Source organism: Saccharothrix algeriensis, assembly GCF_016907655.1.
GTDB lineage: Bacteria > Actinomycetota > Actinomycetes > Mycobacteriales > Pseudonocardiaceae > Actinosynnema > Actinosynnema algeriense.
The window spans coordinates 5,194,347-5,207,675 of sequence record NZ_JAFBCL010000001.1; the positions used below are offsets into that span (position 1 = coordinate 5,194,347).

Genomic DNA, 13,329 nt, shown 5'->3' on the forward strand with positions numbered 1-13,329 from the left:
CCGGGTGTCGGACCCGGCTCGGTACTGTGACCAGGCGATTGCGCGTCGCGCACGGAAGGGATCACTCCTCCACGGAGGTGGTCGGACTGCGCGTCCAGTTTAGAGAGTCGACGCCCGCGTGCGCAGTGCGGTTCCTGCCGGTGGGGACGCGGTTCACCCGCAGTGCGGATCGCGGGCCGGAGGTGATCACCCGGGGTGCGGTCGCGGGCGATGAAGGGTGTTCACCGATGGGGTGGTTCGGCCGGACGGGCGGGTCCGGTCGGCACCGGTCGAGACGGGCGGGCGGCGGCGCGGGCTCGGTGGCCGCGGGCCGTCCGCCCGCGCGGCGCGCGCGGCCCGGGGGAGTGGGGCGGCCGTGCTGAGCAGCCCCCGATTTCCATTCTGCCGGGTGGCACCGACGATCCGGCGGCGTCGACCTGAAGGGGAGCTGAGATCCAGGGGCAGCTGAGACCTGGAGGGAGCTGAGACCTAGGGAGTTGAGACCCAAGGGGAGTTGAGACCCAAGGGGAGTTGAGGCCCAGGGGGAGTTGAGGCCCAGAGGGAGCTGAGACCGGGAGAGCCGGGCGGGGAGCGCCGGGACCGAACGCCGCTACCCGGGAAGCCGGGGTCGGGGGCGGGTTCCGGGGTGGGGCGCGTGGTGGCCGGTCGTGGACGGCGGCCACGACCGGCCACCCGCGCGCCCCTAGCGGGGCAGCTCCCGGCCTGCCGCCAGCAGCCGCAGCGCGCTGATCGACGGGACGAGGGCGTACAGCGCGCCCGTCGTGCGGACGAACTTCGGGAACGACAGCGTCGCCGCGCCGCCCGGCGTCTCCACCCGGGCCTCGCCCTCGCCGCCGATCACCGGGTCGGTGCCGGTGGGCGCGCCGTCCTCGCCGCCGGCGAAGTCCGGGTTGCCCGCCCAGACCCGCTGCTGGAACTCGAACTGCTCGCGGATCGACGTGCAGTGCGCCACGAACAGCAGGCCGCGCTCGGCGTGCGGCTGCTCGTCGTAGGGCGGGCCGAACGGGATGCCGCGGCGCAGGATGCGCCGCTGGCGGGGGTTGCGGTAGGTGAACGACCTGGGGTTGGTCTTGCGGATGTGCGCCGCGCACGGCGTGGTGGCGCCGCGCGGGTCGTCGGCGTAGTCGAAGTCGTTGTGGTCCGGACCCAGCCCCGGCGCGTCCCCGGCGGGCGGGGACAGCGGGCGGCCGTCGCGGTGCCGGCCGATCAGCAGCGCGCCCACCCGGTCCGGCGTCGTCCCCAGCGCCCGCGCGTGCTCCTCGACCGCGCGCCGCCAGCCCCGGACGTCCTGCGTCAGCCGCCGCACGACCTGGATCGACCCGTTGCGCAGCCACCGGGCGGTCCGGGCGCTCTCGTCACCGCGCTCGGTGGGGTGGCCGAAGACGAACTCGCCGGGGTTGACCAGCAACGCGCCCGCGTGGCCGCGCCGGTGCCCCGGCCGGTGCGGGTCCTCCTCGTGGAAGTCCCGCACGCCCGGCTGCGAGATGCCGTCCTTGAACCCGAAGTGCTCCCGGCCCCGCCGCCCGCCCGGCAGCGTCCCGGCGTTCTCCTGGTGGACCTTCGCCACGCCCAGCAGGTCGTCCAGCAGGTCGAGCAGGGTGTCGACGGCCGCCAGCCGCTCCGGGGTGTCCGACGCCACCGTGACCACGGCGTGGACGCCCTGCTCGGCCCGCCCGAACCGCCACTCCTCCGGGTCGTCCCCGGTCAGGCCCGCGCGCGCCTCCGCGCCCTCGACCAGCGCCGGGTCGCGCAGCCGCAGGTCCTGCTCGACGGCCTCGGGGTTGACCGCGAGCCTGGTCAGGCCCGCCGGCGTCAGCGACAGGTTCACCCAGGTGGCCTCGTGCCGCGGGTCGGCCCCGAGCAGCGAGCGGCCCAGCGAGAACGCCTCGTTGAAGTCCTCGACGTCCGCGGTGACCGAGACGTGCCCGAGCATCGCGGCGAGCCACGTCCGGCCGAGCTTCGCGTCGGTGAACCGGACGAACCGGAACTGCTGGTGGTCCTTGTTGAACGCGGCCAGCACGTTGCCCTGGACCTCGCGCGACCCCCGCAGCGGCGGCCGGACGTGGCGCCGCTCGGCGCGCCGGTGCAGCTGCTCGGTCATGCCGGGACTCCCTCCCCGAGTGCCACCCGTGAAGAAGACCACCGGGGACCCGGTCAGATACACGCCCCGCGTGGTCCGTTCGGGGGGTGTCGCCCGGCTCCGCGAGCGGTCCCGCCCGGCGGGCGCGCCCGCGAGCCGCCCGCCCGGCGAACGGGGGCGCCCGTCAGCCGCCGTTCGGCGGCGGGCACGGCCGGGCGGGGGGCGTGGTGACGCGCAGCACCGAGTCGTACAGCGCCCGGCCCAGCGCCGCGCGGGCCCGCAGGGCCGGGTGGGTGGCGCCGTGGTCGTCGGCGTCGGCGGCCCGGTCGCCGCGGAACCGCCCGGACGCGAACAGCGCGTAGGTGATCACCGGGCGGCCGGACGGGTCGAACACGAGGCCGGCCTCGTTGCGGCTGTCGGCGAACCAGCCGGCCTTCGTGGCCACGTTCAGCCGCTCCGCCGACGACAGGGCGAGCCGGATGCCGTCGGTGAACGACGCGGGCGACCGCAGCGCACCCAGCAGGTGCGCGGTCGACGCCGCCGACAGCAGCTCGCCGCGCACCAACCCCTGGAGCAGCGCGTGGGTCTCGCGCGGCGTGGTGGTGCCCAGGAAGAACCGGTTCGGGTCGGCCACCGGGACGACCTGCGTGTGTGCGAAGCCCTTGCCGCGCAGGATCCCGTTCAGCTCCGGCGCCGGGCACAGCAGGCCGCACAGCCGCACCGCCGTGTCGTCCGACACGGTCAGCAGCGCCGCCAGCACGTGCCCGACGGTGACCGAGCTGGGGTACGCCCCGTCCAGCCCGAAGATCCCGCCGGCGCCCGGGACGACGATCCCCCGCGTCACGTCCACCCGCTGGTCCAGCGCGACCAGCCCGCGGTCGACCTTGTCCAGCACGGCCACCGCCACCGCGACCTTGTTCACGCTGCACGCCTCGACCACGCGGTCCGCCGCGTCCTCCACGGCCGGCGCCACCACCCCGTCGGGGTCCGCCACGCCGATGCAGGACGACCACGTGCCACCGGCCGACCACGTCTCCAGCCGGTACTTCCGCGCGATCCTGCGCCGCGCCTGCTCAGTGGCGGTCGGGGTCCGCGCCGCCCGCTCCGCGTCGGGCACCTGCGCCCGGACCGGGCTCATCGCGCCCGGCACGCCCCTGCGGTCGATGCCCATCGTCCCCCCTGTCGTCGCGGTCGCCGCCCGCCGGCGGCGTTCACGGTCGGGACGCCACCGGGGACCGATCCGCTGCCTCCGACGGTCCAGCGTGTTGCGCTGAACCCACCAGCAGTAGCCTGCCGGCATGGGTGAAGCGGTATTCCTCATCACCGGGGCTTCCCGCGGGATCGGGCTGGCCACCGCGCGGCTCGCGGCCGAGGCCGGGTACCGGCTGGTGCTGGCCGCCCGGGACGTCGACCGGCTGACCGGGCACGTCGCCGCGCTGGGCGGCCCGGACCGCGTGCGGGTGGCCTCCTGCGACGTGCGCGCCTGGGAGCAGCTCGCCGCGCTGGTCGGCCGGGTCGAGGAGGAGTGGGGCCGGCTGGACGTGGTGTTCGCCAACGCGGGCGCGAGCGTCGTCACCTCGTTCACCTCCTCGCGGGGCGCGCCGCCGGCGCAGTGGGGCGACATGGTGCTGACCAACGTGTGCGGGCCGGCGTTCACGGCGCGGGCCGCGCTGCCCGCGCTGATCCGCTCCGGCGGCCACCTGGTGCTGACCGGGTCCGCGGCGGGGCGCGGCGTGCGGCCGGGCAACCTCTACGCGGCCACCAAGTGGGCGGTGACCGGGCTGGCGCAGGCGATCCGCGCCGAGTGCGTCGGCACCGGCGTGCGGGTGACGCTGGTCCAGCCCGGCCTGACCGACACCGAGGGCATCCCGGCGTCGCGGGCGGCCGACCCAAAGCTCGCGCCCGCCGACGTGGCGCGGGCCGTGCTGTACGCGGTGTCGCAGCCGGCGACCGTGGACGTCAACGAGATCCTGGTGCGCCCGGTGGGCCAGGACGCCTACCGGTGAGCCGCTCGGCGACGGCGGCCAGCGCCGCCCGCACCTCGGCGGGGGCGTCCAGCTCGTAGTCGGCGGCCACCAGCACCAGGTCCGCGGCGAGGGGCTCGACGGTGTTCGCGCGCAGGTGGACCCGGCAGGTGCGCGCGGTCACCGGCTCGACCTTGCCCGGCAGGGCCACCACCAGCCGGGCCCGCACGACCTCGGCGGGCGCGTGGACCAGCGCCGTGGCGGTGTACCGGTACGGCGCGGTGGCCAGGGCGCGCGCCACGAACGCGGCGGGCTCCTCCGGCGGCTCCCGCACCGGGAACCGGTGCCCGGTGGGCGTCGGCGTGCCGACGCGGTCGACGCGGAAGGTCCGCCAGTCCCGCCGGGACGGGTCGTAGGCCAGCAGGTACCACTGGCGCAGCGCGGTCACCAGCTTGACCGGCTCGACCTTCCGCTCCACGCCGCGGTGGGTGAACCGCACCGCCTCGCGGTCCCGGCACGCCGCCGCCAGCACTCCCAGCGCCGCCGGGTCGGACACCGGCCCGCCGCCCACGGGGATCCGGGCGATGGCCGACGCCACCGCCCGGACCCGCCGGCGCAACCGGTCCGGCAGCACCTGCTCCAGCTTCGCCAGGGCCCGGACCGCGCTCTCCTCGACGCCCCCGACGCCCGCCGCCGTGCGCAGCCCCACCGCGACGGCCACCGCCTCGTCGTCGTCCAGCAGCAGCGGCGGCAGGTCGCGCCCGGACGCCAGCCGGTAGCCGCCGGCCGTCCCGGTGGTGCCCTCGACGGGGTAACCCAGCTCCCGCAACCGCTCGACGTCGCGCCGCACCGTCCGGTCGGTCACGCCGAGCCGCCGCGCCAGTTCGGCGCCGGTCCACTCGCGGCGCCCCTGCAGCAGCGACAGGAGGCGCAGCATCCGCGCGGGCATGTTCATCACGGACACCCTATGTCCTAAAGGGCGGTTAGCGTCGGCCGCATGACGACCTACGTGCTGATCCCCGGCGCCTGCCACGGCGGCTGGTACTACGACCCGATCACCGCCGCCCTGCGCGAACTCGGCCACGAGGTGCACGCGCCGACCCTGAGCCCGCACGGGAACCTGGAGGAGCACGCCGAGGAGGTGCTGGCGCTCCTGGCGGACCTGGACGACGTGGTGCTGGCCGGCCACAGCTACGGCGGCATGGTGGTCACCACCGTCGCGGACCGCGTGCCGCGGAAGGTCAAGGGCCTGGTGTACGCGGACGCGATGGTGCCCGCCGACGGCCAGTCCGTGTGGGACCTGGCGCACGGCCCGTGGCGCGAGTGGTACGTCGACGGGGCGTCCGCCGACGGCCGCTCGGTGCGCCCGCTGCCGTTCTTCGACCCCCGCGCGTTCGCGCACCCGATGGCGTCGCTGCTGCAGCGCGCCCGCCTGACCGGCGCCGTCGACGGGATCGCCAACCGCTGGTACCTGTTCGCGAAGGGCACCGAGGACAGCCCGTTCACGCAGTTCCGCGACGCCTTCCGGGACGACCCGGCGTGGCGGGTGCTCGAACTGGACACCCCGCACAACGTCCTGGCGGGCGGGCAGGAGCAGGTGCTGGCGGCGTTGACGGCGGCGGGCGCGGCCGGGTGATCGGGAGCACACCGGGTTGACCTCGACCGAACCCGAGGTACGAGGGTGGGCCGCAGGAGCGGAGCACGGGGGGACGCGATGCGCGCGGTGTGGTTGACGGGGTTCGGCGGCCCGGAGGTGCTCGTCGAGGGGGAGGCCCCGGACCCGGAGCCCGGTCCGGGTCAGGCGCTGGTGGAGGTCGCCTACGCCAACACCACGTTCGTCGAGGCGCAGTACCGCCGCAGCGGGCGGGGGCCGTTCGCCCTGCGGCCGCCCGACATCCCCGGCAACGGCGTGGGCGGCGTGGTGACCCGCGTCGGCCCCGGCGCGGACCCGGACCTGGTCGGGCGGCGGGTCGTCGCCCCGACCGGCGGCCGGGGCGGCTACGCGGAACGCGCGGCGGTCGACGCGGCGGGCGCGGTCGTCGTGCCGGACGGCGTGCCGCTGGACGCGGCGGTCGCGCTGCTGGCCGACGGCCGCACGGCGCTGCTCAACCTCCGCGCCGTCGGCGCGGTGGCCGGGCAGCGGGTGCTGGTGCTCGCGGCGGCGGGCGGCGTCGGCACGCTGCAGGTGCAGCTGGCGGTGGCCGGGGGCGCGGTCGTCGTCGGCGCGGCGGGCGGTCCCGCGAAGGGCGAGGTCGTGCACGGCCTGGGCGCGGACGAGGTGGTCGACTACCGGTCCGCCGGCTGGGCGTCCCGGGTCGCCCCGGTGGACGTGGTGCTCGACGGTGTCGGCGGCGACCTCGCCCGCACCGCGTTCGACCTGATCGCGCCGGGCGGGCGGATGCTCAGCTACGGGCTGGCGGCGGGCGAGTGGGCCGACGTCGACCCGGCGCGCGCCGCCGAGCGCGGTGTGACCCTGGTGGCGGGCACGCGGCCGACGCCGGGGGAGCTGCGCGACCTGGTCGCCACCGCGCTGCGGCTGGCCGCCGAGGGAGCGCTGCGGCCGGTCGTCGGGCAGCGGTTCCCGCTCGCGCGGGCGGCCGACGCCCACGCCGCCGTCGAATCCCGCGCCACGGTCGGCAAGACCCTGCTGGAGGTGCGGTGACGGTCGTCGGCATCGCGGTGCTCGGCCACGGCGGGGCCGTCGTCGCCCACGCGCGGCACGCCGAGGGCCTGGGCCTGGAGTCGCTGCGGCACGGCGACCACCTGATCCCGGTGAACCCCCACCCGGGCAGCACACCGGCGCCGGCCACGGCCGCCGCCAGGACCTGGATCAAGCTCGGGTTCGACCCGGGCCGGGTGGCCACGCCGACGCTGCCGTCCGTCTCGCCGGACGTGAATCCGATCGGCGTATTCGGCTGGCCGCTGTTCGGATGAGCCAAGCGATTCGCTGATCACCTCCGGTGGGCGGCGATCGGGCGGGGTCGCGTCCCTCCTCTGTGGACCGTTCGAGCGGTTCGGGCCGGTGGTCGGGTGTGCCGGCCGGGTCACCGCACCCTTGACTGGTGTAGACCAATCATGTTGAGTGGCCCCCGTCACGTCCGAGGGCGCTCGAACGGCAGAAAGAGGACACGTGTCGAGAATCCGCGTTGTGGCGGCCATCGCCACCATCGTGGTCGGGGCGGCACTGACCGTCACGGTGGCCACGACCACGGCGAGTGCCGCCGCCTGTGCGACCGCCTGGAGCGCGTCGGCCACCTACACCGGTGGCGCGACGGCTTCGCACAACGGTCGGAACTGGTCGGCCAAGTGGTGGACCCAGAACGAGACGCCGGGTTCGGCCGCGGTCTGGGCCGACCAGGGCGTCTGCGGCGGCGGCAGCACGACCCCGCCGCCCACGTCCTGCACCTTCCCCGCCTGGGTGCAGGGGCAGTTCTACACCGCGGGCAGCATCGTCCGGTACACCGACGGCAAGAACTACATCGCCGAGCACGACAACCCGGGCTACGACCCGGTCGTCTCGACCTGGTACTGGAAGCCCTACACCGGGTGCGGTGTCACGACCCCGCCGCCCACGACCACGACGACGAGCAACCCGCCCAACCCGGGCCGGTTCGTGGTCACCGAGGCGCAGTTCAACCAGATGTTCCCCAGCCGCAACCCCTTCTACACCTACAGCGGCCTGACCGCCGCGCTCAGCGCGTACCCCGGCTTCGCGAACACCGGCAGCGACACCGTCAAGAAGCAGGAAGCGGCGGCGTTCCTGGCCAACGTCAACCACGAGACCGGCGGCCTGGTGCACATCGTGGAGCAGAACCAGGCCAACTACCCGCACTACTGCGACACGAGCAAGCCCTACGGCTGCCCGGCGGGCCAGGCGGCCTACTACGGCCGCGGGCCGATCCAGCTCAGCTGGAACTTCAACTACAAGGCCGCCGGTGACGCGCTGGGCCTGCCGCTGCTGACCAACCCGTCGCTGGTGCAGACCGACGCGTCGGTGGCCTGGCGGACCGGCCTGTGGTACTGGAACACGCAGAACGGCCCCGGCACCATGACCCCGCACAACGCGATGGTCAACGGCCACGGGTTCGGCCAGACGATCCGCAGCATCAACGGGTCGCTGGAGTGCGACGGCCGCAACCCGGCGCAGGTGCAGAGCCGCGTCAACGCCTACCAGAAGTTCGTGGGCATCCTGGGCGTCCCGGCGGGCAACAACCTGAGCTGCTGAGGACCGCCACCCCGGAAGGGCCCGCCGAACGGCGGGCCCTTTTCCGTCCCCGCTGCCGTTGTTCGGAGCAGTCGCCGTGCGTGGAGAAGAAGTACTGCTATTGCGCCGTTCAGCGGTACGGGCTTGCGCTGGAGGATTTATCTTTGCCTCCGGCGTCCGCCGCGGGTCCACCCGGATCGCTTGCCCCGCAAGGCGGGTGACGTGCGGCGTCCCGTGCCGGCGGGCGCTGCCGGGTGGTCCGGGACCGCTGGGCTGAGTGGTCCATGTTCTTGACCCGGTTGATGTTCACGTTTATGGTCTAGACCACATTGTCGAGTGGGCCGGCCCTCCTGCGGTCCGTCCCGCCCGGCCCCATCCGGCCGCCACGGATTTTTTTCGACCCTGCATCGGGGACCTCCCGGGGTTCCCTCCGAAGGAGCTGGACAATGAGCTTCAAACGCAAGCTCGCGGCGGTGCTCGCGGGCGCGGGCATCGCCCCGTTCATCGTCGTGGTCTCGGCGGGATCGGCGAGCGCGCACGGCTACATCTCCTCGCCGCCGAGCCGCCAGGCGATGTGCGCCGCCGGCCGCGTCTCCAACTGCGGTCCCGTCGTCTACGAGCCGCAGAGCGTGGAGGGCCCGAAGGGCCAGCAGAACTGCCACGCCGGTGACAGCCGCTGGTCGCCGCTGAGCGACGACAGCAAGGCGTGGCCCGCCACCTCGGTCGGCGGCACCGTCGCGTTCGACTGGACCATCACCGCCCGCCACGCGACCACCACGTGGCAGTACTTCGTCGGTGGCAGCAAGATCGCCGAGGTCAACGACAACGGCCGCCAGCCCGGCTCGCGGGTCACGCACAACGTGAACCTGGGTGGCCGCACCGGTCGCGTGAAGGTGCTGGCCGTGTGGAACATCGCGGACACCCCGATGGCGTTCTACTCGTGCGTCGACCTCCAGGTCGGCCCCGGCGGTGGCCCCGGCCCCACGACGACCACCACCACGACGACGACGACCACCACGAAGCCGCCGACGACGACCACCACCACTCCGCCGGTCGGGGGAACCTGGGCGGCCGGCGTCTCGTACTCGACGGGCGCGCAGGTCACCTACGGCGGTGCGACCTACCGCTGCCTGCAGGGCCACACCTCGCTCGCCGGCTGGGAGCCGCCGAACACCGCCTCCCTCTGGCAGCGCCTCTGAGGGCTCGCACGGGCAACCCTCTGCTGGTATGGTCTAGACCACATTACCGGTCGTGCCGGCCCTCCTGCGGGTCGGCACGACCGGTGTGATCCGGCCGCCGCGGATGTGGACCCTGCCCGGGAGACCTCCTCCGGTCTCCTTGCGAAGGAGCTGGACATGAGCCTGAAACGCAAGCTCGCGGCGGTGCTCGCCGGCGTGGGCGTTGCCCCTCTCATCGTCGTGGCGTCAGCGGGATCGGCGAGCGCGCACGGCTACGTCTCCTCACCGCCCAGCCGGCAGGCGATGTGCGCCTCGGGCCGGGTCTCCGGTTGCGGCGACATCATCTACGAACCGCAGAGCGTGGAGGGCCCGAAGGGCCAGCAGAACTGCCACGCCGGCGACAGCCGGTGGGCCCCGCTCAGCAACGACAGCAAGGCGTGGCCCGCCACCTCGGTGGGCGACACCGTGCCGTTCAACTGGCGGATCACCGTCCGCCACGCCACCAGCACGTGGCAGTACTTCGTCGGCGGCAGCAAGATCGCGGAGTTCAACGACCGCGGGCGCCTGCCGGGCTCGTCCGTCCAGCACAGCGTGAGCCTGGGCGGCCGGACCGGTCGGGTGAAGGTGCTGGCCGTGTGGAACATCGCGGACACCGGGATGGCCTTCTACGCGTGCGTCGACCTCCAGGTCGGCTCCGGCGGCCCCGGCCCGACGACCACCACCGAGCCGACCACCACCACCGCGCCGACGACGACCACGACGACGCCGACGACCTCCACTCCGCCCCCGGGCGGCGCGTGGGCGCCGGGCGTGTCGTACCCGGCCGGCACGCAGGTGACCTACAGCGGCGCGTCCTACCGCTGCCTGCAGGCCCACACCTCGCTGACCGGCTGGGAACCGCCCAACACCGCTTCCCTGTGGCAGCGGCTGTAACGGCCTGAAGAGAGCCCGTCCGCGCTGCCCTGTCACTGCGCGGGCGGGCCTTCCCTGTTCTCCTGAGGAGGGGACGACCATGCGACGCTTCGCGGCCGTGCTCGTCGGTCTGCTGGTGCTCTCCGGCTGCGGCCTGGGCAGCGCGGGCGAGGTTCCCGCGCCCGCCGGGCCGGTGTCGACCGTCGAGGAGACCAACGAGTTCAACCCGGTCGACGTGATGTTCCTCCAGATGTCCGTGCCGCACCACCGAACGGGCCTGGAGCTGGCGAAACTGGCCAAGGACCGGCCCGTGCGGGTGGCGGTGAAGGACCTGGCCGCCGCCATCGAGGTCACCCAGCTGTCCGAAGTGGACTCGATGCTCAAGTGGCTGCACGACTGGAACCAGCCCGAGTCGGCCGGTGACAACCCGCAGCTGCACGCGGGCCACGGTGGCGACCACTCCACCAGCCCCGAGTCCATCGCGGAGGTGGCGGCGGCCCCGTCCGGCGAGTTCGAGAAGGCGTACCTGAACCTGCTCATCGCCCACCAGCACAACGCGGTGGAGATGGCGAAGATGGAGCGCGAGGGCGGCATCAACCCGCAGGCGAAGGCGCTGGCGGAGCGGATCTTCCAGTCCCGCACCGGGCAGATCTCGCAGATGCTCGGCTACCTGGAGTGAAGCCGCAGCCGACTGGTGAACCGGTGCTCGACACCGGTCACCGGGTCGGTGAACGCGAGGACCTTCGCCAGCAGCTGCAGCGGGTCGGTGAAGTCGTCCAGCGGCTTCTCCCGCAGCACCGGGTAGAAGTCGTCGTGGCGGATCGGCACGCCCAGCGCGGCCATGTGCAGCCGCAGCTGGTGCGTGCGACCCGTCGTGGGCGTGAGCCGGTAGCGGCCCCAGCCGTCGCGGTGCTCCACCAGCTCGACCAGCGTCTCGGCGTTGGGCGGGCCGTCGACCTCCTGCGCGGTGATGACGCCCTTGACCTTCACGATCCGGCTGCGCACCGTGCGGGGCAGCTCCAGCGCCGGGTCGTGGGGCGCGATCGCCTCGTACTCCTTGTGCACCGCGCGGTCCCGGAACATCGTCTGGTACCGGCCGCGCAGCCGCGGGTCGACCACGAACATCACCAGCCCCGCGGTGACCCGGTCCAGGCGGTGCGCGGGGGACAGGTCCGGCAGCCCCAGCTCCCGGCGCAGCCGGACCAGGGCGGTCTGCACGACGTGCCGCCCGCGCGGGATCGTGGCGAGGAAGTGCGGCTTGTCCACGACCAGGATGGCGTCGTCGCGGTGGACGACGCCGATCCCGAACGGGACGGGCACCTCCTCGGGCAGGTCCCGGTGGAACCACACCGACGTGCCCGGCGCGAACGGGGCGTCCGGCGCGACCGGGCCGGCCAGGTCGTGGATCCGGCCCTCGGCCAGCAGCTCGTCGACCCGCTCCGGAGCGACCCGGGGCAGCCGCTCCACCAGGTGGTCGCGCAGGGTGGCCCACGGCCCCTCGTCGGGCAGCCGCAGGCGGGCGGGGTCGAGGCCGTGGCGCTGGGGCAGCGGCGGCCGGGGCTTGCGTCTCATCGGGCGGGCAGCTTAGTCCTCACCGGTGAAGCGCACCCGGTAGCCCAGCCCGCCGAGCATCCCGGTGAGCATCTTGCGGGTGCTCTCGGCGGCCCGCTCCACCAGCCCGGAGTCCCGCGCCGCGTCGGCGATCTTCTGCTCGGCCGCGACGTAGAACGGCTGCTGGTCCTGGGTCTCCACCAGGGAGGCGAGCCGGTCGACTAGGCCGCGCTCCTGCGCGAAGACGTAGCTCCGCTCCTGGTGCAGGTTCGGCTTGTCCAGCACCGGCTTCGGCAGGTCCACCTCGACCGACTCGCCGTCCGGCGAGACCTCCAGCGCGCCGTCGGCGAGCTGCCCGAACTCGACGTAGGCGTTGACCGAGCCGGCGGCGACGAACAGCGTCCGCTGCCCGGCCAGGGCGGCGGGCACGTACCGGACGTCGTGCTCGATGTCCAGCACCACCTGGTACTCCCCGGCGGCGGCGTGGAACTGGCTCAGGTCGCGCAGCGACTGCAGGACCGCGGGTTGGCTGCGGTCGACGGTGTCCGTGCCGAACCTCGGCGCGACCACGAACGCCCCGACCAGCGCGAGCACAGCGAGCACCACCACCACCGGCACCACGACGCGCGACTTCATGCCGTCGGGGGTACCCGCTCCGGCCGCCGGGGAACCGGGCTCCGCGCGGACGGCCACGACCGAGCCTCCGCGTGGCGACCGCCCCCGCGTGGCGACCGTGCCCGCACGGCGACCGTGTCCGCGTGGCGACCGCCTCCGCGTGGCGACCGCCGCCGGGCCGGGCGCTCGGGGCGCCGGCGAACCCCCGGGCGCCCGGCCCGGCGGCTCAGTCCTCCTCCTTCTCCTCGCCCCGCTTGCGCAGGAACGAGAAGCCGGGGATGCCCACGATCGCCTGCCGCACGTCGTTGGTGACCTCCAGCAGCTGGTGGATGTCCGGCCCGACGCGGTCCAGGGTGGTCAGGATCGGCAGGACGTCCTCCAGCAGGTGCCGGGTCAGCACCGGCAGCTGGTCCACGAGCTGGACCGCCGCGTCCACCTCGTGCGGGGACAGCTCGTCCACGAACCGCTGCGCCAGCGGGTGCGCGCGCCGGGCCAGCGGCGCGTAGTCGTCCACCAGCTCGCGCGACGTGCGGGCGGTCCGCCCGGCCTCGGCGGTGATCGCCTCGGCGGCGGCGGTCACCGCCGTCGCCCGCGCGACCAGGGCCTCGGTCTCGTCCAGCACGCGCCCGGTGCGGGTGACCAGGTCGTCGGCGCGGCGCACCACCCGCTCGGTGGCCGCCAGCAGGTCGAGCACCCGCCCCGGTGCGGACACGGCCGTGTCGACGGTCCGGCGGGCCAGGTCGAAGAACGCGCGTGGCGTGAGGTCCATGCCCCCACTCTGCCGCACGGGCTGCCGCCGAGCCGCGCAAGCGGCCCGGCGGCCGG

General features: G+C 74.5%; 14 protein-coding genes. 8 read left to right on the forward strand and 6 right to left on the reverse strand.

What is annotated here, in order from left to right; translation table 11 throughout:
* Nucleotides 1-682: 682 nt before the first annotated feature.
* Both JOE68_RS23810 and JOE68_RS23815 read right to left on the reverse strand, forming a co-directional pair.
* Complete coding sequence (locus JOE68_RS23810) at nt 683-2,101, reverse strand: Dyp-type peroxidase (protein ID WP_204844499.1); 1,419 nt, start codon at nt 2,099-2,101, stop codon at nt 683-685.
* Nucleotides 2,102-2,264: 163 nt separating this feature from the next.
* Entirely contained in the window at nt 2,265-3,251 is a 987-nt protein-coding gene (locus tag JOE68_RS23815; RefSeq protein ID WP_239562331.1) for a serine hydrolase, read from the reverse strand.
* Between the two features lie 127 nt (nt 3,252-3,378).
* Between JOE68_RS23815 and JOE68_RS23820 the strand changes: the two genes are divergently transcribed.
* Nucleotides 3,379-4,086 (forward strand): SDR family oxidoreductase, encoded by a 708-nt coding sequence (locus JOE68_RS23820; RefSeq protein WP_204844501.1) that lies wholly within the window; start codon nt 3,379-3,381, stop codon nt 4,084-4,086.
* On the opposite strand, the gene JOE68_RS23825 is transcribed toward JOE68_RS23820, so the two are convergent.
* Nucleotides 4,040-4,999: a helix-turn-helix transcriptional regulator gene (locus tag JOE68_RS23825; protein ID WP_239562332.1), complete on the reverse strand. Its 960-nt coding sequence runs from the start codon at nt 4,997-4,999 to the stop codon at nt 4,040-4,042. The genes JOE68_RS23820 and JOE68_RS23825 overlap by 47 nt on opposite strands.
* Nucleotides 5,000-5,041: 42 nt before the next feature.
* Here JOE68_RS23825 and JOE68_RS23830 point away from each other — a divergent pair, with 42 nt between their 5' ends.
* The 7 genes from JOE68_RS23830 to JOE68_RS23860 all read left to right on the forward strand — a co-directional run bounded on the left by JOE68_RS23830 (nt 5,042) and on the right by JOE68_RS23860 (nt 11,017).
* A complete protein-coding gene (locus JOE68_RS23830) occupies nt 5,042-5,680 on the forward strand; it encodes an alpha/beta fold hydrolase (protein ID WP_204844502.1) in 639 nt (212 codons plus the stop codon).
* A gap of 78 nt (nt 5,681-5,758) precedes the next feature.
* The gene (locus tag JOE68_RS23835; protein WP_204844503.1) at nt 5,759-6,706 is read left to right on the forward strand and encodes a zinc-binding dehydrogenase; all 948 of its coding nucleotides are present in this window, start codon (nt 5,759-5,761) and stop codon (nt 6,704-6,706) included.
* The gene (locus JOE68_RS23840; RefSeq protein WP_204844504.1) at nt 6,703-6,978 is read left to right on the forward strand and encodes a hypothetical protein; all 276 of its coding nucleotides are present in this window, start codon (nt 6,703-6,705) and stop codon (nt 6,976-6,978) included. The genes JOE68_RS23835 and JOE68_RS23840 overlap by 4 nt, the downstream gene beginning before the upstream one ends.
* Nucleotides 6,979-7,174: 196 nt before the next feature.
* The gene (locus JOE68_RS23845) at nt 7,175-8,269 is read left to right on the forward strand and encodes a glycoside hydrolase family 19 protein (protein ID WP_204844505.1); all 1,095 of its coding nucleotides are present in this window, start codon (nt 7,175-7,177) and stop codon (nt 8,267-8,269) included.
* Nucleotides 8,270-8,694: 425 nt separating this feature from the next.
* Complete coding sequence (locus tag JOE68_RS23850; protein WP_204844506.1) at nt 8,695-9,447, forward strand: lytic polysaccharide monooxygenase; 753 nt, start codon at nt 8,695-8,697, stop codon at nt 9,445-9,447.
* A 156-nt stretch (nt 9,448-9,603) separates the two neighbouring features.
* Nucleotides 9,604-10,359, forward strand: a complete 756-nt coding sequence (locus tag JOE68_RS23855; RefSeq protein ID WP_204844507.1) for a lytic polysaccharide monooxygenase — start codon at nt 9,604-9,606, stop codon at nt 10,357-10,359.
* A gap of 79 nt (nt 10,360-10,438) precedes the next feature.
* Nucleotides 10,439-11,017, forward strand: a complete 579-nt coding sequence (locus JOE68_RS23860; RefSeq protein ID WP_204844508.1) for a DUF305 domain-containing protein — start codon at nt 10,439-10,441, stop codon at nt 11,015-11,017.
* Here JOE68_RS23860 and JOE68_RS23865 read toward each other — a convergent pair.
* The 3 genes from JOE68_RS23865 to JOE68_RS23875 all read right to left on the reverse strand — a co-directional run bounded on the left by JOE68_RS23865 (nt 11,005) and on the right by JOE68_RS23875 (nt 13,273).
* Nucleotides 11,005-11,910, reverse strand: a complete 906-nt coding sequence (locus JOE68_RS23865) for an RluA family pseudouridine synthase (protein WP_204844509.1) — start codon at nt 11,908-11,910, stop codon at nt 11,005-11,007. The genes JOE68_RS23860 and JOE68_RS23865 overlap by 13 nt on opposite strands.
* A gap of 12 nt (nt 11,911-11,922) precedes the next feature.
* A complete protein-coding gene (locus JOE68_RS23870; protein ID WP_204844510.1) occupies nt 11,923-12,525 on the reverse strand; it encodes a DUF4230 domain-containing protein in 603 nt (200 codons plus the stop codon).
* Nucleotides 12,526-12,730: 205 nt separating this feature from the next.
* On the reverse strand, nt 12,731-13,273 hold the full coding sequence (locus tag JOE68_RS23875) for a hypothetical protein (protein WP_204844511.1): 543 nt from the start codon (nt 13,271-13,273) through the stop codon (nt 12,731-12,733).
* Nucleotides 13,274-13,329 lie beyond the last annotated feature (56 nt).

What these genes read in the sequence shown, in the direction of transcription:
- JOE68_RS23810 (WP_204844499.1), bottom strand. Translation starts at nt 2,101, where the DNA reads ATGACCGAGCAGCTGCACCGGCGCGCCGAGCGGCGCCACGTCCGGCCG.
- JOE68_RS23820 (WP_204844501.1), top strand. Translation starts at nt 3,379, where the DNA reads ATGGGTGAAGCGGTATTCCTCATCACCGGGGCTTCCCGCGGGATCGGG.
- JOE68_RS23850 (WP_204844506.1), top strand. Translation starts at nt 8,695, where the DNA reads ATGAGCTTCAAACGCAAGCTCGCGGCGGTGCTCGCGGGCGCGGGCATC.
- JOE68_RS23835 (WP_204844503.1), top strand. Translation starts at nt 5,759, where the DNA reads ATGCGCGCGGTGTGGTTGACGGGGTTCGGCGGCCCGGAGGTGCTCGTC.
- JOE68_RS23870 (WP_204844510.1), bottom strand. Translation starts at nt 12,525, where the DNA reads ATGAAGTCGCGCGTCGTGGTGCCGGTGGTGGTGGTGCTCGCTGTGCTC.
- JOE68_RS23855 (WP_204844507.1), top strand. Translation starts at nt 9,604, where the DNA reads ATGAGCCTGAAACGCAAGCTCGCGGCGGTGCTCGCCGGCGTGGGCGTT.
- JOE68_RS23830 (WP_204844502.1), top strand. Translation starts at nt 5,042, where the DNA reads ATGACGACCTACGTGCTGATCCCCGGCGCCTGCCACGGCGGCTGGTAC.
- JOE68_RS23825 (WP_239562332.1), bottom strand. Translation starts at nt 4,999, where the DNA reads ATGAACATGCCCGCGCGGATGCTGCGCCTCCTGTCGCTGCTGCAGGGG.
- JOE68_RS23875 (WP_204844511.1), bottom strand. Translation starts at nt 13,273, where the DNA reads ATGGACCTCACGCCACGCGCGTTCTTCGACCTGGCCCGCCGGACCGTC.
- JOE68_RS23865 (WP_204844509.1), bottom strand. Translation starts at nt 11,910, where the DNA reads ATGAGACGCAAGCCCCGGCCGCCGCTGCCCCAGCGCCACGGCCTCGAC.
- JOE68_RS23815 (WP_239562331.1), bottom strand. Translation starts at nt 3,251, where the DNA reads ATGGGCATCGACCGCAGGGGCGTGCCGGGCGCGATGAGCCCGGTCCGG.
- JOE68_RS23860 (WP_204844508.1), top strand. Translation starts at nt 10,439, where the DNA reads ATGCGACGCTTCGCGGCCGTGCTCGTCGGTCTGCTGGTGCTCTCCGGC.